Origin of the sequence: Inquilinus sp., assembly GCF_039594555.1 — a bacterium.
In the GTDB taxonomy this organism is placed as follows: Bacteria; Pseudomonadota; Alphaproteobacteria; order DSM-16000; family Inquilinaceae; genus Inquilinus.
In genome coordinates, this window is the sequence record NZ_JBCNNF010000085.1 from 1 (window position 1) to 20,025 (window position 20,025).

The 20,025-nt window shown below is 70.8% G+C and carries 14 protein-coding genes; 11 read left to right on the top strand and 3 right to left on the bottom strand.

Going from position 1 to position 20,025, the window contains the following annotated elements; all coding sequences use genetic code 11:
- The 5 genes from ABDW35_RS11715 to ABDW35_RS11735 all read left to right on the top strand — a co-directional run.
- On the top strand, window positions 1–222 hold a 222-nt coding region (locus ABDW35_RS11715; RefSeq protein WP_343714047.1), incomplete at its 5' end, for a hypothetical protein.
- Between the two features lie 62 nt (window positions 223–284).
- A complete protein-coding gene (locus tag ABDW35_RS11720; RefSeq protein ID WP_343714048.1) occupies window positions 285–758 on the top strand; it encodes a hypothetical protein in 474 nt (157 codons plus the stop codon).
- A gap of 109 nt (window positions 759–867) precedes the next feature.
- Window positions 868–2,955: a DUF4139 domain-containing protein gene (locus tag ABDW35_RS11725; protein WP_343714049.1), complete on the top strand. Its 2,088-nt coding sequence runs from the start codon at window positions 868–870 to the stop codon at window positions 2,953–2,955.
- A 99-nt stretch (window positions 2,956–3,054) separates the two neighbouring features.
- Window positions 3,055–3,351, top strand: coding sequence for a hypothetical protein (locus ABDW35_RS11730; RefSeq protein ID WP_343714050.1), 297 nt, complete (start codon window positions 3,055–3,057; stop codon window positions 3,349–3,351).
- A 35-nt stretch (window positions 3,352–3,386) separates the two neighbouring features.
- Complete coding sequence (locus ABDW35_RS11735) at window positions 3,387–4,103, top strand: YafY family protein (RefSeq protein ID WP_343714051.1); 717 nt, start codon at window positions 3,387–3,389, stop codon at window positions 4,101–4,103.
- 120 nt (window positions 4,104–4,223) lie between these two features.
- Here the strand turns inward: ABDW35_RS11735 and ABDW35_RS11740 are convergent, their stop codons facing one another.
- On the bottom strand, window positions 4,224–8,768 hold the full coding sequence (locus tag ABDW35_RS11740; RefSeq protein ID WP_343714052.1) for a response regulator: 4,545 nt from the start codon (window positions 8,766–8,768) through the stop codon (window positions 4,224–4,226).
- A gap of 345 nt (window positions 8,769–9,113) precedes the next feature.
- Between ABDW35_RS11740 and ABDW35_RS11745 the strand changes: the two genes are divergently transcribed.
- The 3 genes from ABDW35_RS11745 to ABDW35_RS11755 all read left to right on the top strand — a co-directional run bounded on the left by ABDW35_RS11745 (window position 9,114) and on the right by ABDW35_RS11755 (window position 11,243).
- Window positions 9,114–9,689 carry a manganese efflux pump MntP family protein gene (locus tag ABDW35_RS11745; protein ID WP_343714053.1) on the top strand — a complete coding sequence of 192 codons (576 nt, stop codon included), beginning with the start codon at window positions 9,114–9,116 and terminating at the stop codon, window positions 9,687–9,689.
- A gap of 102 nt (window positions 9,690–9,791) precedes the next feature.
- The gene (locus ABDW35_RS11750) at window positions 9,792–10,949 is read left to right on the top strand and encodes a helix-turn-helix transcriptional regulator (protein WP_343714054.1); all 1,158 of its coding nucleotides are present in this window, start codon (window positions 9,792–9,794) and stop codon (window positions 10,947–10,949) included.
- 42 nt (window positions 10,950–10,991) lie between these two features.
- Window positions 10,992–11,243, top strand: a complete 252-nt coding sequence (locus ABDW35_RS11755) for a DUF6364 family protein (protein WP_343714055.1) — start codon at window positions 10,992–10,994, stop codon at window positions 11,241–11,243.
- A gap of 395 nt (window positions 11,244–11,638) precedes the next feature.
- Here the strand turns inward: ABDW35_RS11755 and ABDW35_RS11760 are convergent, their stop codons facing one another.
- On the bottom strand, window positions 11,639–15,133 hold the full coding sequence (locus tag ABDW35_RS11760; RefSeq protein WP_343714056.1) for an indolepyruvate ferredoxin oxidoreductase family protein: 3,495 nt from the start codon (window positions 15,131–15,133) through the stop codon (window positions 11,639–11,641).
- 289 nt (window positions 15,134–15,422) lie between these two features.
- Here ABDW35_RS11760 and ABDW35_RS11765 point away from each other — a divergent pair, with 289 nt between their 5' ends.
- The 3 genes from ABDW35_RS11765 (at window position 15,423) to ABDW35_RS11775 (ending at window position 19,720) form a co-directional block, all read left to right on the top strand.
- Complete coding sequence (locus ABDW35_RS11765) at window positions 15,423–16,775, top strand: AarF/UbiB family protein (RefSeq protein WP_343714057.1); 1,353 nt, start codon at window positions 15,423–15,425, stop codon at window positions 16,773–16,775.
- A gap of 110 nt (window positions 16,776–16,885) precedes the next feature.
- Complete coding sequence (locus ABDW35_RS11770; RefSeq protein WP_343714058.1) at window positions 16,886–17,713, top strand: universal stress protein; 828 nt, start codon at window positions 16,886–16,888, stop codon at window positions 17,711–17,713.
- 495 nt (window positions 17,714–18,208) lie between these two features.
- Window positions 18,209–19,720, top strand: coding sequence for an aminoacyl--tRNA ligase-related protein (locus tag ABDW35_RS11775; protein ID WP_343714059.1), 1,512 nt, complete (start codon window positions 18,209–18,211; stop codon window positions 19,718–19,720).
- On the opposite strand, the gene ABDW35_RS11780 is transcribed toward ABDW35_RS11775, so the two are convergent.
- Window positions 19,714–20,025, bottom strand: a 312-nt coding sequence (locus tag ABDW35_RS11780) for an MFS transporter (RefSeq protein ID WP_343714060.1), incomplete at its 5' end; no start/stop codon positions are given. The two genes, ABDW35_RS11775 and ABDW35_RS11780, sit on opposite strands and share 7 nt — an antisense overlap.

Consider the following 20,025-nt stretch of genomic DNA (forward strand, 5'->3'; position numbering starts at 1 on the left):
TTCTTCACGCTGTCCGCCGTCGCCGCCACCCGGCGCTCGCCATCCCGCCGCTCTCGCAACACCGCTATCCGCATGGATCGTTCTCCCTTCGCGTTCCCGGCGATGGATCCGCAAGTTTTTCCCTGCGGCGACGCAACGACCGACCATGCCTCACGCCGCCGCCCGCTGTCCACGATCCTTCCACCTGAAACAACGGAACCCGGACGGGGGCTCGCGCCTTGATTCTGCACCGCCGCCCCGCAGAGGATCGCGGCCGGCCAGAAACGCCTTCGAGGAACCACCCCTTGTCCACTTTCCTGCGCACCCTCGTCCTGACCGCGGCCGCCGTCGGCGCCATCGCCTGCGTGCCGCAGGACGGGTATTACGGCAACAGCGGCGGCTATGCCGACAGCGGCTACTATGACGGCGACTACCGCGACGGCGGCTACACCCGGATCGACAATCGCTATCGCGGCGACCGGAACGACCGCTCGAACAGCTGCCGCCGCGCCTATAACGGCGTCTGCGACGAGGGCCGCTACGGCGGCACTAACAAATGCGACGACGGCACCGACACCGCCGATTGCCGCGGCTATGCCAGCCGCGACCGCGACCACGGCCCGAACAGCTGCCGCCGCGCCTATAACGGCGTCTGCGACGAAGGCCGCTACGGCGGCACCAATCGCTGCACCGACGGCACCGACACCGCCGACTGCACCGGCGGCGGCTGGCGCCGCAACCGTCGCGGCAACGACAACGACGGCTGGCCCTTCGACTGACATCCCGCCCGCGGGCACCTTTCCGCCATTCTCGGCCCCACATGGCCGCGGCATCGCCATGATCGGCTTTCATGGTCGGTGCCGCGACCGATCCTGAAGGGGGCCCCGCATGACACCGATCCGCCTTGCCCTACCGGCCGTCATGGCCACGGCGTTCCTGGCCATGCCGGCCTTCGCCGCCGAGCCGCTGGCGCTGAAGCGCGTGCTGCTGTCGACCGGCGGCGTCGGCTATTTCGAGTACGAGGCCAAGGTCACCGGCAACGAGACCCTGGACCTGGCAGTGCCGCTGGACCAGGTCGACGACGTGATGAAGAGCATCGTCGTCTATGACGACAAGGGCGGCATCGGCGAGATCAGCCTGCCCGGGCGCGAGCCGCTGGCCGCCGCCTTCCGCGAGATGCCGTTCGGGCCGGAGGCGCTGTCCTCCCCCGCCGACCTGCTGAACGCGCTGCGCGGCGCCGAGGTCCGGGTCGACGGCGCCCGCGCCGTCTCCGGCCGCATCCTGTCGGTGGTGGCGGAGACGTCGAAGGACAAGGATGGCTTGGGGATCACCCGCCACCGCGTCAGCCTGATGACCACGGGCGGGGTGCGCCAGTTCCTGCTGGAGGAGGCGGACGGGTTGCAATTCGCCGACCCGGCGCTGCAGGCCAAGCTGGATGCGGCGCTGGCCGCCCTGGCCCGCGATTCGGCCAAGGACCGCCGCACGCTCGCGATCCGCACCACCGGCGACGGCGAGCGCACGCTGCGCGTCGGCTACGTCGTCGAGGCGCCGCTGTGGAAGACCAGCTACCGCCTGACCCTGGCCGCCGACCCGAAGGCGGAGAAGGCCGGGCTGCAGGGCTGGGCGGTGCTGGAGAATATGAGCGGCACCGACTGGGACGCGGTCGACCTGACCGTCGTCTCCGGCAACCCCGTCACCTTCCGCCAGGCGCTGTACCAGAGCTACACCGTGGCCCGGCCGGACGTGCCGGTCGAGGTGGCGGGCCGGGTGCTGCCGCCGGTCGACGAGCGCGCCCGCGACGCCGACGGGTACGGACGGGGCCGCATGGCCGCGGCCGAGCCCGCCCCCCCGCCGGCGCCGATGGCGCGGATGATGGCGGCCCCGGCCCCTGCCTCCGGCTCATACAATGTGGGAGTCGCTGGCAACATCGATCTCGCCGAAATCGCCGCCGACACGCAGCAACTCGCCAAGGTCACCGCGGCGGAATCGGGCGAGACCGCGACCCAGGTCAGCTTCCACCTGCCCGAGCCGGTGACCGTCGCCGCCGGCCATTCGCTGCTGGTGCCGATCGTCGACCGCGAGATCCCGGCCAGCCGGGTCGATCTGTACCTGCCGGACACCGAGCCGAAGCATCCGCTGGCGGCGGTGGACCTGAAGAATGACGGCCAGACCGGCCTGCCGCCCGGCGTGCTGACCCTGTATGAGCGCGGCGCCGACGGCGCGGTGGCCTATGTCGGCGACGCCCGGCTGGGCGCGCTGCCGACCGGCGAGACCCGGCTGCTCAGCTTCGCCGTCGATCAGAAGGTCACGGTCGACCGCGAGGACAAGCAGGACAGCACCCTGGCCCGCGCCCGCATCGTCGACGGCGTGATGGAGCTGACCACCACCCAGAGCGCGACCGTCAGCTACGCCGTCACCGGCGCCGCCGGCGAGGACCGCACGGTGCTGCTGCAGACGCCGCGCTACGAGGGCTGGACCCTGACCGCGCCGGACAAGGGCCCAGGGAAGTCTGCGGTCGAGATCGTCAGCGGCCAGTACCGCATCCGCCAGGCGGTGCCGGCCGGCAAGACCGTGACCGTGACGGTGACGCAGGAGCAGCCGGTGTCGCAGAGCGTCGACCTGGCCGATGATGCCGACGACCAGATCGCCGCCTGGGCCGAGGACCGCACCCTGCCGGCCAAGCTGCGCCAGGCGATGGCCGACCTCGCCGGCCAGCTCGGCGCCATCCGCGACCGCGAGGCCGAGGCCCAGCGGCTGGAGCAGCGCCAGACCGAGATCGGCCAGGAGCAGGCGCGGCTGCGCGAGAATCTCGGCGCCGTGCCGAAGGACAGCGACCTGTTCCAGCGCTATCTCGGCAAGCTGAACGACAGCGAGAGCGAGCTGGAGCAGGTGGGCACCGGCCTGGACAAGCTGCGCAAGGCAATCGACGCCGCCCGCGCCCAGTTCCGCCAGTCGGTGCGCAAGCTGAACGTGTGAGAGCTCCCTCACCCCTCCTGACAGGATGCTGTCAGGAGGGGTGTCGTATTCTCCATTATCGACAGCCCATCACAGGGCGTCATGGATGGAGAGACACCGATGGGCTTCGTCACCGAGGTCGTGCTGTTCCGGGCCCGGCCGGGCGTCGCGGTCGAGACCGTGGTCGAGGCGGCGGAGGGCAGCCGCGCGGCCCTGGCGGGGCTGGACGGCTATATCGACCGCAGCTTCGGCGTGAGCGCCGACGGGCTGTTCGGCGACATCGTGCGCTGGCACGACCTGGCGAGCGCGGAGGCCGCGGCCGCCGCGGCGCCGGCCCTGCCCGGCTTCGGCCGCTTCATGCAGGTCATCGACGGGCCGGGCGTTCGGCTCTATCACTTCCGGAGCCGTTCCCTCTGACCCTGCCGCCTGCTTCTTCGGCGGGCCTCCCGCCGATGCGCCGAGCCGACCGCCTGATCCAGATCCTGCTGTTCATGCGCGGCCGCACCCTGGTCACGGCGCAGCAGCTGTCCGAGGCGCTGGAGGTCTCGGAGCGCACGATCTATCGCGACATGGCCGACCTGCTGGCCAGCGGCACGCCGATCGACGGCGAGGCCGGGGTCGGCTACCGCCTGCGCCGCGGCTTCGAGCCGCCGCCGGTGCAGTTCACCGCCGAGGAGCTGCTGGCGCTGAGCCTGGGCGCCCGCATGGTCGCGGCCTGGACCGACCCGGCCCTGGCCCGCGCCGCCGGCAGCGCCGCGCGCAAGATCTCCGGCGTGCTGCCGGAGGCCAGCGCCGCCTCGCTCGACGAGGTGCCGATCCACGCCCCCGGCCGCCGGCCCTATCCGGTCGAGCTGATGGAGCCGATCCGCCTGGCCATCGCCGAGCGGCGCAAGCTGCGGCTGCACTACAGCGCGCCGGAGGCGACCAGCGAGCGCATCGTGCATCCGCTGGGCCTGTTCTTCTGGGGCAACCGCTGGACCGCCACCGCCTGGTGCGAGCTGCGCCAGGATTTCCGCAGCTTCCGCCTCGACCGGATCGACACGCTGGAGACACTGGAGGAGCGGTTCGAGCCGGTCAGCGGCCGCACCCTCGAGGACTACCTCAACCGCGAGCGCGAGTGGCGGGCGGCGGAGGAACTGAGGGCGGCGAGCCCCCGTTCCGGTTCCTAGAAGGCCGCGATGCGGCCCGGAACCGACCGGAGGCGTCCTTGCGCTATATCCTGCTCTGGCTGCTCGGGGTGCCGATCCCGCTGCTGATCCTGATCTGGCTGTTCTTCCGCTGACCGGGACTCAGCCGGCATCCGGAAGGCGGATGCCGGCGTCCCGCAGCGCCGCCCCGAGCTCCTCGCCGGTGAACGGCTTGGTCAGGACCGCGATGCGGGCGAGGTCCCGGAACTGGTCCCGCACCGCGGCCTCGCCCTGGCCGCTGGAGACGACCACCGGCAACGCCGGATGCAGGGCCCGCATCTCGCGGATCAGCACGTCGCCGCCATAATCCGGCAAACCCAGATCGACGACGGCGCCGTCGAAGCCGTCCGCCATCAGGCGCAGTTTGTTCAACGCCTCTGTGGCGGAGCCCGCGGTCTCGGCCTTGAAGCCGAACTCCTCCAGGTTGTCGACGATCAGCATCTGCAGCAGCGGCTCGTCCTCCACCACCAGGATGCGCCCCGGGCCGGATCGGAGATCGAGGACGTCGCGCAGCTTGGTGGCCAGCGCCGCATAGGTGAAGGGCTTGGTGATCAATTGCACTCCCGGGTCGAGCCTGCCGTCATGGACGATGGCGTTGCGGGCATAGCCCGTGGTGAACAGGACCTTGAGATCGCCGCGGAGCCGCCGCGCCGCCTCGGCCAGCTGGCGCCCGTTCATGCCGCCGGGCAGGCCGACATCGGTGAACAGCAGGCTGATCTCCGGATGCTGCTCCAGCGCCTTCAGCGCCGTCCGGCCTTCCGGCGCCTCGACCACGGCGTAGCCCAGCTCGCGCAGGATGCCGGTGGTGTGGCTGCGCACGTCGGCGTCGTCCTCGACCACCAGGATGGTCTCGGCATGGGCGGCGCCGGGCGCCTTCGCCACGACCTCCGGCTCGGCGCGGGCCCCGGTCGAATGGAAGCGCGGCAGGTAGATCTTCACCGACGTGCCCTGGCCGGGCTCGCTGTAGATCTTCACATGGCCGCCCGACTGCTTGACGAAGCCGTAGACCTGGGACAGGCCGAGGCCGGTGCCGTGCCCGATCTCCTTGGTGGTGAAGAACGGCTCGAAGGCGCGCGCCACCACCTCCCGGCTCATGCCCGTGCCGCTGTCGCTGACCGCCACCACGACATACTGGCCCGGCACCACCTCGGCATGCGAGAGGGCATAGCCCTCGTCGAGATGGGCGTTGGCGGTCTCGATCGTCAGCTTGCCGCCCCTGGGCATCGCATCGCGTGAATTGACCGCGAGGTTCAGCAGCGCGACCTCGATCTGGTTCGGGTCGGCATGGACCAGCCACAGCCCGCCGGACAGCACGGTCTCGACCGCCACCTGCTCGCCGATGGTGCGGCGCAGCAGGTCCGACATGCCGCCGATCAGCCGGTTGACGTCGGTCGGCTTCGGGTCCAGCGGCTGCTGCCGCGAGAAGGCCAGCAGGCGCTGGGTCAGCGCGGCGGCGCGCTGGGCGCCGCGGGACGCCTGCTCGGCCGAGCGCTCGAGCAGGGCAGCGCTCTGCTGCGGCTGGCGCAGATGCCGCTGCATGGTCTCCAGATTGCCGATGATGACGGTCAGCAGGTTGTTGAAGTCATGGGCCACGCCGCCGGTCAGCTGGCCGATGCTCTCCATCTTCTGCGCCTGGCGCAGCGCCTCCTCCGCCCGTTCGCGCTCCGCCGCCTCGGCGAGGAGCCGCTCATTGGCCGTGGTCAACTCCGCCGTCCGCTCGGCCACCTTGGCCTCGAGCATCTGCTCGCTCTCGCGCAGCGCCGACTCGACGCGGGTCCGGCGCTCGATCTCAACCTGGGCGGCGCGGTACAGCCGGGCCTTGTCGATCGCGATCGCCGCCTGGGTGGCGATGCCGGCGACCAGCCGCTCCGCGCGCTCGTCGAAGATGCCGGGCTCCGGATGCCCGAAGAACAGGCCGCCCAGCACCTCGCCGGACTGGGAGATGACCGGCGCCGCCAGATAGCTGCACACCGGCAGGTGCCCCTCCGGCATGCCCTTGTGGGGCGCATTCCGGCCGTAGCGCGGATCCCGCGTGATGTCGTCGGAGCGGACCATGCCCTCACCACGGAAGGTCGGGCCGAACACCGCGGTGTTGCGCGGCATCGGGAAGCGGGAGAACGCCTCACGGGGAACGCCGGACAGGGTGTAGAGCGTGTAGGCCTCGCCGCTCTCGTCGACCACGTTGTAGAAGAACGATCCGAAGGCGGCGCCGGACAGCTCGGTGGCGGCATCGGTGACGATCTGCACCGCGCGCTCCAGGTCCAGCTCGGCCGCGATCGCGGTGCCGACAGCGTTCAGCGTCTCCAGGGTCCTCGTTTCCTCCTCCAGCACCCGGGCGCTCTCGCGCCGGATCGCCGCCAGCCGGAGATTGGTGTCGACCCGGGCCAGAAGCTCGCGCGCCGAGAAGGGCTTGGTCAGGTAGTCGTCGGCGCCGGAGCGGATGCCCTCGACCCTCGCCTCCTCCCCCGCTCGGGCCGACAGCAGCAGGAAGGGGATGTCGCGCAGCTGCGGATCGCCGCGCACCGCCTGCAGCAGGCCGAAGCCGTCCAGCCCCGGCATCATCACGTCCGACAGGATCAGGTCGGGCTTCGCGGCCCGCGCCGCCGCCAGCGCCTCCTCGCCATTGCCCGCGGTCTCCACCCGGTACCCGCCGGAGCGCAGCAGCCGCTTCAGGTAGTGGCGCATGTCGCCATTGTCGTCGGCCAGCAGCACAAGGCTGCGCTCGGCGCCGGGGACCGGGGGCGGCGGCGCCAGGTCCTCCGCGGCCGGGGTCGGCGGCGTCTCCGACGGCGCCGCGTCGTCGGGCGACAGCCAGGCCATGGCCTCGTCGACATAGGCCTGGGCCCGCAGCCCGGTCGAATCCAGCAACCGCGCGCCGCCGATCCGCTCCGCCGGCAGGTGGCCGGTGCCGAAGGGAATGCCGACCGTGAAGGCGGTGCCGCGGCCGACCTCGCTCTCCACCCGCACTTGGCCGCCATGCAGCCTGACCAGCTCCTGCACCAGCGCCAGGCCGATGCCGCTGCCCTCATGCGACCGTCCGCGCGCGCCCTCGATACGGCGGAACCGCTCGAACAGATGCGGCAGCTCCTCGGCCGGGATGCCGGTGCCGGTGTCGGCGACCGTCACCTCGGCGAAGCGCCCGTCGGGCGACGGCCGGACGGTCACGGAGATCCCGCCCTCGAAGGTGAATTTCAGCGCATTGGACAGCAGGTTGAGGACGATCTTCTCCCACATCTCGCGGTCGACATGCACCGGCCCGGGCAGCGCCGGGGCGTCGACCGCGAGGCGCAGCCCGGCGCGGTCGGTCGCCGAGCGGAAGGTCGAAGCCAGCTCCGCCGTCAGCGCCGCGAGGTCGGTCGGCTCATAGCTGGCCTCGACCCGCCCGGCCTCGATCCGCGAGAAGTCGAGCAGCGTGTTGACCAGCTTCAGCAGCCGGACCGAGTTGCGGTGCGCCACCTCGACCAGCGCCCGGCTGTCGGCAGGCCCGCCGCCCGCCGGCTTGGCCAGCAGGTCCTCCAGCGGCCCCATCATCAGGGTCAGCGGGGTGCGGAACTCATGGCTGACATTGGAAAAGAAGGTGGTCTTGGCGCGGTCGATCTCGGCCAGCGCCTCGGCCCGCCGCTTCTCCTCCTCATAGGCCTGGGCATTGGCGATGCTGGCGGCGATCTGGCCCGCGGCCAGGGTCAGGAAGCCGTGATAGGTCTCGTCGAGCAGGCGGAAGGGGTTGAGGCCGGCGATCAGCACGCCGGCCCGGCCGGTCTCGCCCGCGGCAGGGATCGGCACCAGCGCGGCCCTGGCCGGCGGCTGCTGCCAGTCGCCCTGGGGAAACCCCGCGCCGGCGGCCGCCAGGTCGACCACGACATGCCGGTCCGGCTTGCGCAGCACCTCGGCAACCGGCCACGGGCGGTCGGCGCCCGCCGCGATCGCCTCCGGCACCGCCGGATGGCCGGGGTCGATGCCGCTGAGCCCGGCCAGCCGCAGATCGTCGGCCTCGGGCTCGGCCATGTAGATCAGGGCGAAGGGCAGGTCGCGGCGGTTCGAGCCGAGCGCCACGGCGCTGCGCTGGCACGCCTCCTGCCAGGTCCGGGCATCCGCCGTGCTGGCGGCCAGGTCGCGCAGCAGGGCCAGCTGGCGCTCGCTCAGCACCCGCTGGGTGTCGTCGGTGTTGGCGCAGATGATGCCGGCGGTGCTGCCGTCATCGGTCGGCACCGGGCTGTAGGAGAAGGTGTAGTAGGTCTCCTCCGGATAGCCGTTGCGCTCCATGATCAGGAGCTGCTGCTCGACATAGGTACCCTCGTCCCCGGCCAGGGCCGTGGCCAGCATCGGGCCGATGTCGCCCCAGATCTCGCGCCACACCGTCGCCGTCGGCTGCCCCAACGCCATCGGGTGCTTGCCGCCGATGATCGACTTGTAGGGGTCGTTGTAGAAGAAGATCAGCTCCGGCCCCCAGCCGATCCAGATCGGCTGGCGCGAGGTCAGCATGATGCGGATCGCCGTCTTCAGGCTCTGCGGCCACAGCTCCGCCGGGCCCAGCGAGGTTGCGGCCCAGTCATGGGCGCGGATGCGCTGCCCCATCTCGCCGCCGCCCCGCAGGAAGTCGGGGGTGGAGACAGGCCCGCCCGCCGCCGCATCGTCCGCCTGATTCACCGCCCACCCCGACGAGAGCCCTTTTCGTCCGCAGCATAATGCGAGGCCAAGCGGAACTGGCGAACAAAATCAGTAAACAACTCTGTCGACTTGCCAGTTTCCGGCAAGTTTTCCTTGAGGAAGCGCAGATATCCGAAGTTTTCAGCCCCTCCAGACTATCTTTTGTTAGGAAAAATGTATCGACGGCTGCAAGCCGGGCGCGCCGAGCCGGCGGCACAGGGTTCAGCCGCGGCTTCATTCTATAGCGGCGCCAAAATATCCATTATAGAACAAAGACTTGCGCTGTTGACCCATTGAATCCGGACAGCTATTGGGGCGCACCGATCGTCACCTGGATGCCCTGTCGTGCCCCTCGCCACCACCCTCGGCCTCGCCTTCAGCCTGTCGATGGACGCCTTCGCCGCCGCCATCGGCAAGGGCGCCGCCGCCCGCCGCATCCCGGCCCGCGCCCAGGCGGTGGAGGCGATGCGGGTCGGCGTCGTGCTCGGCGGGTTCGAGCTGGTGATGCCGCTGCTGGGCTGGGCCCTGGGCATCGCCTTCGCCGAGGCGGTGGCGGCGGTCGACCATTGGGTCGCCTTCGTCCTGCTGGGAATTGTCGGCGGCCGCATGGCCTGGCACGGGCTGATGCCGGACCGGGCCGCGCCCCCCGACCGGCGGTCGAGCCTGGGTGCGCTGGCCATGGCCGGCATCGCCACCAGCCTGGACGCCACCGCGGTCGGGGTCAGCCTCGCCTTCGTCCGGATCGACATCTGGACGGCCAGCCTGACCATCGGCGCCGTCACCTTCGCCATGTGCCTGCTGGGCTTCCTGCTGGGCCGCGGCGCCGGGGCGCGGCTCGGCCGGCTGGCCGAGGTGCTGGGCGGCCTCGGCCTGATCCTGGTCGGCGCCCGCATCCTGGTCGAGCATCTCGGCGGCGGCTGAGCCCCGCTGGGAATTCCGGCCTGAATTCCCCGCCCCGCATATCTGAGGACCGCCCCTTGTGATAGGATTCGGGCTGGCGTGACGGTTCCAGCAGGCAGGGGAATGGACCGGGCGGACACGATCCTGAAGGCCGTGCAGCGGGTCTACGACGCCGCCGTGTCGCCCGAAGCCTGGCCCGGCGCGGTCGAGGCGATCACCGCCGCGGCCGACGGGCAGCGCGGGTCACTGCTGGTCGAGGACCAGCCGCAGCGGCGGGCCGACCTGATGATCGGCTGGCGCTGGGACCCGGCCCATCTGCACCGCATGTCTGCCCCCGGCGCGCCGCGGACCGCGCCCTGGGCTTCCGGCCTGCCGCTCGGCCAAGTTGTGCGCAGCCTCGAGCTGAAGCCCGAGCGCGATTTCCTCCGCTCCGACTTCTACAACCAAGTCGTCCGGCCCAATGGCGATTTCCACGGGATCGTGGCGCTGGTGCGGCGGACGCCGACGCACAGCAGCTACGTCGCCGTCCGCCGGGTGCTGGGCGCGCCGGATTTCGCCGACCGCGACGTGGCCGCGCTGCAGGCGGTGCTGCCGCATCTCGCCCGCACCCTGGAGCTGCGCCGGACGATCGGCGTCGCCGATCTGCGCTTCGCCGGCGCGATCGCCGTGCTGGACCGAATCGATCTCGGGCTGATCCTGTGCGACGCGGCGGGCCGGCCAGCCTATCTCAACCGCCGGGCCGAGGCGCTGGTCGCGAAACCCGACGGGCTGTCGGCCGGATCGGCCGGCATCGCCGCGGCGCTGCCGGAGGAGACCCGGCGGCTGCGCCACGCCGTGGCCATGGCCGCCGCTGCCGGGACCGCGCGCCCCGGCCTCGACGCCGCCGCCCGCGCCATCGCCGCCGGAACGCGGTTGCGCCTGTCGCGCCCGTCCGGCGCGCGCCCGCTGCTGCTGACCGTGATCCCGATCCGCCAGGCCGGGATCGGCGACCGCCGGCCGCAGGCCCAGGCGGCGATCTTCATCGCCGATCCGGAGCACAACCCGACGCCGGCCCCCGCCCTGCTGCAGGAGCTGTTCGGGCTGACGGCGGCGGAGGCCGGCCTGGCGGTCGAGATTGGCCGCGGCGACGGCATCCAGGCGGCGGCCGACCGGCTGTCGATCTCGGGCAACACCGCCCGCACCCACCTGGCCCGCATCTTCGAGAAGACCGGCACCAGCCGGCAAGCGGAGCTGGTGCGCCTGCTGGTGCAATACGGCGTGTCGCTGCCGCCGCCGGACTGAGCTTCGGTTGCCTGCCAAGCCGAATGCAGCCACTGTGTTCCCATGAAGACCATCACGGTTTCCGTGGACGACAGCGTCTATAGGCGGGCCCGGATGAAAGCCGCCGAGCGGCATATGTCCGTTTCTGCCCTGGTCAGGCAATTCCTGAACGAGTTCGCCGGGGAGGAAAGCGAAGCCGAACAGCTAAAGCGAGAGGAGACCGAGCTACGGGCATCGATCCGCTTCTTTCGCGCGTCCGACCGTTTGCCGCGCGACGACATCCATGGACGCGTCCCGATGAGGCGCGACGGCTAAAACGGGATGAATCGAGGTCCGGTCACGTCGGAGTCTGACAGGAGGTAGAGCGTCTCGTATTGCCTCTCCCGCAAACGAGACCTTCTCAGAATAACCGAAGCCATCTCGTTCTAGTCCCCCCTCCCCTCGCGGGAGGGGGCTAGGGGGAGGGGGTTGTCGAGGACAAGCTCCGCGCGAATGGGCCTAGGAAAAAACGACGTCGCGGGCAGGCGAGATCGTGGGCGGCTCTGGCGGCGCGAACCCCCTCCCCCTACCCCCTCCCGCAGGGGGAGGGGGGACTCTTTCGCTTTCGTCGCGAGCGTCCGGGACGATCCGGAGAATTCCGAAAAGGTCCCGCAAACGGGAGAGGCAACGCGCTATAGTCCTGCCAAGACCGTTTGACCTGACGGCCCCCCCTACTCCGCCGCCAGCTTCGGGGCGGCGGGGGTGCGCAGGGTGGCCAGCAGCTCGGCCTCGCGCGCCTTGGCCTTGTCGCGGTTCTCGTCCTTGATGTGGCCGTAGCCGCGGATCTGCTCCGGCACCCGGGCCAGGGCGACGCAGACAGCGTGGGTGTCCGGCCCCAGCCGGGCCAGCAGCTCCTGCACCACCGTCTCGTAATCCGTGATCAGCTGCCGCTCGGCGCGGCGCTCGGCGGTGCGGCCGAAGGGGTCGAAGGCGGTGCCGCGCAGCCGCTTCATCCGCGCCAGCAGGCCGAAGGCCCGCAGCATCCACGGCCCGAAGGCGCGCTTCTTCAGGTGCCCGGTGTCCGGATCCTTCTCGGAGAAGGACGGCGGCGCCAGGTGGAACTGCAGCTTGTAGTCGCCCTCGAACTGCGCCTCGATCTGCTTCAGGAAGCTGCCGTCGGCGTACAGCCGGGCGACCTCGTACTCGTCCTTGTAGGCCAGCAGCTTGTAGTAATTGCGGGCCACCGCCTCGGTCAGCTCCTGCCGGCCCAGCTTGGCCTCGGCGGCACGGACCTTCTCGACCAGCGCGGTGTAGCGCGCGGCATAGGCGGCGTCCTGATAGGCGGTCAGCTGCTCGACCCGGCGGGCGATCACCTCGTCGAGGCTGCGCGACAGCCGGTGCCCTTCCTCCTGCGGCGGTGCTGCCAGCCGCTCGACCCGGGCGAGGTCGTGGGCGGCGCGGCGGCCCCACAGGAAGGCGGCCTTGTTCATGGCGACCGCGGTGCCGTTCAGCTCGATCGCCCGCTCCAGCGCCTCGTGCGACACCGGCACCAGCCCCTTCTGCCAGGCATAGCCCAGCATGAACAGGTTGGTGGCGATGCTGTCACCCAGCAGCGCCGTGGCCAGCCGGGTGGCGTCGACGGTGTCGAGCAGATCCGGGTTGCCGCCGTTCTTCGCCACCGCCTCCAGCATCGATTTGCCGGGGACGACGAAGTCCGGGTTGCGGGTGAAGGCGCCGGTGATGGTCTCGTGGCTGTTCACCACCTGCCGGGTCAGGCCCGGATGGATCTTCGACTGCGCCTCGCCCGAGGCCGCGACCACCAGGTCGCAACCCAGCATCAGCTTCGCCCCGCCGGCGGCGATGCGCACGGCGTGGATTTCCTCCGGCGTGCGGGCGATGCGGACATGGCTGACCACGGCGCCGCCCTTCTGGGCCAGCCCGGCCTGGTCGAGCACCGAGACGCCCTTGCCCTCGAGATGCGAGGCCATGCCAAGCAGCGCGCCGATGGTGACGACGCCGGTGCCGCCGATGCCGGTAATCATGATGCCGTAGGGCTGGTCGAGCGACGGCAGCTCCGGCTCCGGCAGCACGGGGAACAGATCCGCCGCCCCCTCGGCCGCCGGCTTCGGCTTGCGCAGCTTGCCGCCCAGCACCGAGACGAAGGACGGGCAGAAGCCGTTGACGCAGGAGAAGTCCTTGTTGCAGCTGGACTGGTCGATGGCGCGCTTGCGGCCGAACTCGGTCTCCACCGGCACCACCGACAGGCAGTTCGACACCTTCGAGCAGTCGCCGCAGCCCTCGCACACCGCCTCGTTGATCACCACCCGCCGGGCCGGGTCCTCCATCAGGCCGCGCTTGCGGCGGCGGCGCTTCTCGGCGGCGCAGGTCTGGTCGTAGATCATCACCGAGACGCCGGGTGTCTCGCGCAGCTGCTGCTGGATGTGGTCCAGCCGGTCGCGATGCTCGACCCCGACGCCGGCCGGCAGCAGCTTGCTCTGCGTCCCCGGCTCGCCATAGATCTCCGGCCGGTCGGTGACCACGACCATGGTCTGGACGCCCTCGGCCCGCAGCTGGGCCGCGATCATCGGCACGGTGATGGTGCCGTCGACAGGCTGGCCGCCGGTCATCGCCACGGCGTCGTTGTAGAGGATCTTGTAGGTGGCGTTGACCCCGGCCGCGAGTGCCGCGCGGATCGCCAGGCTGCCGGAGTGGAAATAGGTGCCGTCGCCGAGATTGACGAAGACGTGCTTGGTGTCGGTGAACGGCGCCTGGCCGATCCAGGCCGCGCCCTCGCCGCCCATCTGGCTGAAGGTCTCGGCCTTCCGGTCCGGCATCCAGGTCGCCATGTAGTGGCAGCCGATGCCGGCCATCGCCCGGCTGCCCTCCGGCACGCGGGTCGAGGTGTTGTGCGGGCAGCCGGAGCAGAAATAGGGGATGCGGTCGACCGCGGCCTTGACGATCTTCTTCTGGCCCTCGCGCTCCTCCAGGTACCGTACCCGCTCGGCCAGGCCGGGATGGTCGAGGTATTTCAGCAGGCGCTTGCCGATGGCGACGGCGATCTGCGCCGGCGTCAGCTCCCCGGTCGAGGGCAGGATCCAGTCGCGCTTCTCGTCGAACTTGCCGACGATCACCGGCCGCTTGTCGGCCTGCCAGTTGTACAGCTGCTCCTTCAGCTGGTTCTCGATCAGCGCCCGCTTCTCCTCGACCACGATCAGCTCGTCGAGGCCCTCGGCGAAGGCGCGCACCCCGGTCGGCTCCAGCGGCCAGGGCATGCCGACCTTGTAGATGCAGATGCCGAGCTGGGCCGCGAGCTCGCGGTCGATGCCGAGGTCGTCCAGCGCCTGGCGGACGTCGAGATAGGATTTGCCGGTGGTGACGATGCCGAAGCGGTGGCGGCCGCTGTCATAGACCAGGTGATCGAGCCGGTTGGCGCGGGCGAAGGCGAGCGCGGCGTATAGCTTGTCGCGCATCAGCCGCTCTTCCTGCACCAGCGGCGGGTCGGGCCAGCGGATGTTCAGCCCGCCGGGGGGCACGGCGAAATCCTGCGGCAGCACGATATCGACCCGGTTCGGGTCGACATAGACGGACGCCGAGCTGTCGACATTCTCGGCGATGGTCTTGAAGCCGACCCATAGGCCGGAATAGCGGCTCATCGCCCAGCCGTAGAGGCCGTAATCCAGGATCTCCTGGACATTCGCCGGGTTCAGCACCGGCATCATATGGGCGATGAAGGCGTGCTCGGACTGGTGCGGCACGGTCGAGGATTTGCAGGCGTGGTCGTCGCCGGCCAGGGCCAGCACGCCGCCATATTTCGAGGTGCCGGCGAAATTGGCGTGCTTCAGCACGTCGCCCGAGCGGTCGACGCCCGGCCCCTTGCCGTACCAGATGCCGAAGACGCCGTCATATTTCGCGCCGGGCCACATCCCGACCTGCTGGCTGCCCCAGACGGCGGTGGCGCCGAGGTCCTCGTTCAGCCCCGGCTTGAACTCGATCTGCTGCTTCTGCAGGAACTTGCGGGCCGACCACAGCGCCTGGTCGTAGCCGCCGAGCGGCGAGCCGCGATAGCCGGAGATGAAGCAGGCGGTGTTCAGCCCGGCGGCTTCGTCGCGCCGCCGCTGCATCAGCGGCAGGCGCACCAGCGCCTGGATACCGGTGAGATAGATGCGGCCGGAGTCGAGGGTGTACTTGTCCTCGAGGCTCACGGAAGCAAGCGCCGTCGCCGTCATCAAAGCCTCCCGAAAGGCCGCCGATCTGTCGCCGCGGCCGTCCCTAAATAGGTAATCTTCTTTCGCTTGCGGGACAATCGCACCCGGGCTACCGCGGTAAGAAAGCAATGCGGAACCGACAGCATTGCTGTCCTTGATCCAAGATTTCCGACTTTCGCGAAATCGCGACGGAAACGAACCCGACTCACACCCGAACGGCGGCTGCGACACCGGCGGGGGTGACGCAGAGGGCTGCACCGCCTAGATAGGTCGGGCGGCCGGTGCCCGGCCGCGCGACCCCGGTTGGATCATGGCCGACGAAGAGAACAGTTTCGGCGGACGCCTGCGCCGCTACGCCCGAGTCTCCGGCGCCATGGGCGGCCTGGCCGCCCGGGTGGCGGGCGAGCGCTATCTCGGCCTCAAGGTCGACCGCGAGGCACACGCCAACGAGTTGCGGGCGGCGCTGGGCGGGCTGAAGGGCCCGCTGATGAAGGTGGCGCAGATGCTGGCCACCATCCCCGAGGCGGTGCCGAAGGAATACGCGCAGGAGCTGCAGCAGCTGCAGGCCGACGCGCCGTCGATGGGCTGGCCCTTCGTCAAGCGGCGCATGGCCAGCGAGCTGGGCCCGGCCTGGCAGTCGAAGTTCCAGAGCTTCGAGCACGAGGCGGCGGCCGCGGCCTCGCTGGGCCAGGTGCACCGGGCGGTCGGGCCGGACGGCCGGCGCCTGGCCTGCAAGCTGCAGTACCCGGACATGCAGTCGGCGGTCGAGGCCGACCTGAAGCAGCTGAAGCTGATCCTCGGCATCTTCGAACGCTACGACAAGACCGTCTCCACCAAGCAGATCCACGCCGAGATCTCGGAGCGGCTGCGCGAGGAGCTGGACTATTCGCTCGAGGCCCGGCACTCGCAGCTCTATGCCGAGATGCTGGCGAAGGAGCCGAACGTCCATGTGCCCGAGGTGGTGCCGGAGCTGTCGACCAAGCGCCTGCTGACCACCACCTGGCAGGACGGCAAGAAGATCCTGACCTTCGTCCAGGGCAGCGAGGAGCAGCGGGCCCAGCTGGCGCTGAACATGTTCCGGGCCTGGTACGTGCCGCTCTACTATTACGGCGTGATCCATGGCGACCCGCATCTCGGCAACTATTCGGTGCGAGAGGATGATTCGATCAACCTGATGGATTTCGGCTGCATCCGGGTGTTCCCGCCCAGCTTCGTCGGCGGGGTGATCGAGCTGTACCGGGCGCTGGAGACCAACGACCGCGACCGCGCGGTCGCCGCCTACAAGACCTGGGGCTTCAAGAACATGACCAACGAGCTGGCCGACGTGCTGAACGTCTGGGCCGGCTTCCTGTACGGCCCGATCCTGGAGAACAAGGTGCGGCTGATCGGCGAGGCCAAGAACGGCGTCTATGGCCGCGAGACCGCCGAGCAGGTGCATAAGGAGCTGCGCCGCGTCGGCGGCATCGAGGTGCCGCGCGAATTCGTGTTCATGGACCGCGCGGCGCTCGGCCTCGGCTCGGTGTTCATCCACCTCAAGGCCAAGGTGAACTGGCACACCCTGTTCAACGACCTGATCGCCGATTTCGACCAGGACAGGCTGGAGAAGCGCCAGGCCGAAATCCTGAAGACGCACGGATTGCCGCTGCCGGTGGCGGGGGCCTGACCCGGCCGCCCCGGCACAAGCGGGACGCAGCCATGCGGGGCACCGAAACGCTGGATCGGTGGTTGCCATGGGAGGACAATGCCCGTGGACCTGAAAGCCCCGGAGGCTGCATGACCATCCAGCACCTGCTCGTCCCCCTCAGCGGCCATGCCGGCGACGCCGCCGCGCTCGACGCCGCGCTGCGCGTCGCCCAGCGCTTCGACGCCTCGGTCGAGGTGCTGTCGCTGCGCCCCGACCCGCAGCGGGTCCTGGCCTATACCGGGGCCGAGATGGCAGTCGCCACCAGCATGCTGCTGGAGGGCGCCGAGAAGGCCTCGAACGAGGTCGCCGACCGCAACCGCGCCGTGTACGAGGCCGCGAAGGCCGAGACCGGCGCCGGGCCGGAGGTGGAGTTCCGCGAGGACACCGGCAGCGAGACCGCGGCCGTCGCCCGCCGCGGCGCCGTGGCCGACCTGATCGTGACGCCGGGCCCGGGCCAGGACCCGAATGCCAGCCGGACGGTGCTGGAGGCGGCGCTGTTCGAGACCGGCCGCGGGGTGCTGATCGTACCCGGCCCGGTGGCGGAGGACTTCGCCGAGCGCGTCCTGGTCGCCTGGGACGGCGGCAAGGAGGCGTCGCGCAGCGTCGCCGCCGCCCTGCCCTTCCTGGAGGCGGCGACGGCGGTCAGCGTCTACACCCGCGACGAGGGCGAGGACCGCTGCACCGCGGCCGAGTTGGTGCGGTATCTCAGTCGCCACGGCGCGCCGGCCAACCGCATCGCCGACGCGGACCCGAAGCAACCGGTCGACGCCGCCATCCTGGCCGCGGCCCAGCGCGCCAATGCCGGGCTGATCGTGATGGGCGGCTACAGCCACAGCCGGTTCCGCGAGATGATCCTGGGCGGCGTCACCGAGCACATGCTGTTCCACGCCGACCGCCCGGTGCTGATGGCGCATTGAAGCGCGGCGCAGTTCGCCGCACCGACCCGTCATCCCGTGCGCAGTGCAGCATGCAATGATGCACTGCAGACACGGGATCTCTGTGGGATCGTGCCGAGATCCCGTGTCTGCGCAGCAGCACTGCGTGCCGCAGCGCGCACGGGATGACGGGACATCAATGCCGTTGCCGGTACGATAAGCCCTTCCCGCTCGCGGGGCCCTTCCGCTACTCTCCCGCCGCCGTCATCCCTGACGGCACCCACGAACGAGGCTTCCCGGTGACCATCGCCGGCACTCGGCACGACACCCTCCCCACCGCCTGCGGCGGCGGACGAGTCGTGCCTGCCCTCGTTCCGACCATCGGGCGACCGTTCCCGGCGCGCTGACCGCGTCCGGACCGTCCAGCCAAAGCTTCACAGCTCACGCAACGCTCCCGGGCCCGGTCCGCGCCGCGGTCCCGTGCGTCGTCGCGTCCGGACCGTCCGTCCCTGCTTCTCCCTCGCCAGGAACACTCCGATGACACAGACGAAGATCACCGCCGTCACCCCCACGCGCGCCGACGACTATGCCGGCTGGTACCAGGCCGTGGTGCGCGCCGCCGACCTCGCCGAGCCTGCCCCCGTGCGCGGCTGCATGACGATCAAGCCCTGGGGCTACGGCATCTGGGAACGCATCCAGGCCATCCTCGACCGCCGCTTCAAGGAAACCGGGCACCGCAACTGCTACTTCCCCCTGTTCATCCCCCTGCAATACCTGCAGGCCGAGGCCGAGCATGTCGAAGGCTTCGCCGCCGAGGTGGCGATGGTCACGCATCACCGCCTGGCCAATGTCGGCGGCCGGCTGCAGCTCGACGCGCCGCTGGAGGAGCCCCTGGTCGTCCGCCCCACCTCGGAGACGATCGTCGGCGAGGCGTTCTCGCGCTGGATCCGGTCGCATCGCGACCTGCCCGTGCTGATCAACCAATGGGCCAATGTGGTGCGCTGGGAGAAGCGGCCCCGCATCTTCCTGCGCACCTCGGAATTCCTCTGGCAGGAGGGCCACACCGCCCATGCCACCGAGGCCGAGGCCGTGGAGGAGACCGAACGGATGCTCGGCATCTACCGCGAGGTGGCGGAGGGGGCGCTGGGCCTGCCCGTGATCGCCGGCCGCAAGACCCGGCGGGAGAAGTTCCCCGGCGCCGTCACCACCCTGTGCATCGAGGCGATGATGCAGGACGGCCGCGCCCTGCAATCCGGCACCTCGCATTTCCTGGGCCAGAACTTCGCCCGCGCCGCCGGCATCCGCTTCACCGACGCGGATGGCGCGATCCGGCTGCCCTGGACCACCTCCTGGGGCGCCTCGACCCGGCTGATCGGCGCGCTGATCATGACCCATGGCGACGATGACGGGCTGCGCCTGCCGCCCGTGGTGGCGCCCGACCAGGTGGCGATCCTGCCCGTGCTGCGCGGCACGCCCGAGGATGCCGCCGTTCTGGCCCGCTGCGACACGATCGCCGGGCGATTGCGACGCGAGAGCTGGAGCGGCGAGCCCATCCGCGTGACGATCGACCGGCGCCCCGGCAGCGGCTCGGCCAAGCGCTGGGACTGGGTGCGCAAGGGCGTGCCGGTGATCGTCGAGCTCGGCGCCCGCGACCTCGCCGGCGGTCGCGTGACCACCTGGCGCCGCGACCGGCTGCAGGACGGCAAGGCGGAGATCGGGCTGGACGCGTTCGTCGCCGCCCTGCCCGGCCGGCTGTCGGAGATCCAGGCCACGCTGGCCGAAGAGGCCCGGGCCTGGCGCGACGCCCGGCTGCGCAATGCGGCGACGCTGGAGGAGGCCCGCGCCCTGCTCGGCGACGGCGGCGCCGACGGCTATCGCAGCGGCGCCGGCTTCGTCCGTCTGCCCTGGAGCGGATCGGAGGACGCGGAGGCGGCTCTTGCCGAGAGCGGCGTGACCATCCGCTGCCTGGTCAAGGCCCAGGGTCCCGCTCCCTGCGCCGCCACCGGGGCGGAGACGACCGACCGCGCGATCCTGGCCCGCGCCTACTGAGCGGCGGCTGCCCGGCGGGGCAGCAGCCACGCGGCGCCGGCCAGGCCGATCACGGTCAGGCCGGCGCCGGCCAGGAAGGTGGCGCCGGGGCCGACCCAGCTCCACAGCCCGCCCGCCAGCGCGCTGGCCAGCAGCAGCGCCAGGCCGCTGGCCAGGTTGAACAGGCCGAAGCCGGTGCCGCGCCGGTCGGCCGGCACGGTCTCGGCCACCAGCGCCGCCAGCAGCCCCTGGGTCATGCCCATATGCAGCCCCCACAGCGCGGTGCCGGCGATCACCGCCCACAGCCCCCCATCCAGCGCCAGCAC

What these genes read in the sequence shown, in the direction of transcription:
- ABDW35_RS11760 (WP_343714056.1), bottom strand. Translation starts at nt 15,133, where the DNA reads ATGACGGCGACGGCGCTTGCTTCCGTGAGCCTCGAGGACAAGTACACC.
- ABDW35_RS11735 (WP_343714051.1), top strand. Translation starts at nt 3,387, where the DNA reads ATGCGCCGAGCCGACCGCCTGATCCAGATCCTGCTGTTCATGCGCGGC.
- ABDW35_RS11755 (WP_343714055.1), top strand. Translation starts at nt 10,992, where the DNA reads ATGAAGACCATCACGGTTTCCGTGGACGACAGCGTCTATAGGCGGGCC.
- ABDW35_RS11765 (WP_343714057.1), top strand. Translation starts at nt 15,423, where the DNA reads ATGGCCGACGAAGAGAACAGTTTCGGCGGACGCCTGCGCCGCTACGCC.
- ABDW35_RS11750 (WP_343714054.1), top strand. Translation starts at nt 9,792, where the DNA reads ATGGACCGGGCGGACACGATCCTGAAGGCCGTGCAGCGGGTCTACGAC.
- ABDW35_RS11730 (WP_343714050.1), top strand. Translation starts at nt 3,055, where the DNA reads ATGGGCTTCGTCACCGAGGTCGTGCTGTTCCGGGCCCGGCCGGGCGTC.
- ABDW35_RS11770 (WP_343714058.1), top strand. Translation starts at nt 16,886, where the DNA reads ATGACCATCCAGCACCTGCTCGTCCCCCTCAGCGGCCATGCCGGCGAC.
- ABDW35_RS11775 (WP_343714059.1), top strand. Translation starts at nt 18,209, where the DNA reads ATGACACAGACGAAGATCACCGCCGTCACCCCCACGCGCGCCGACGAC.
- ABDW35_RS11725 (WP_343714049.1), top strand. Translation starts at nt 868, where the DNA reads ATGACACCGATCCGCCTTGCCCTACCGGCCGTCATGGCCACGGCGTTC.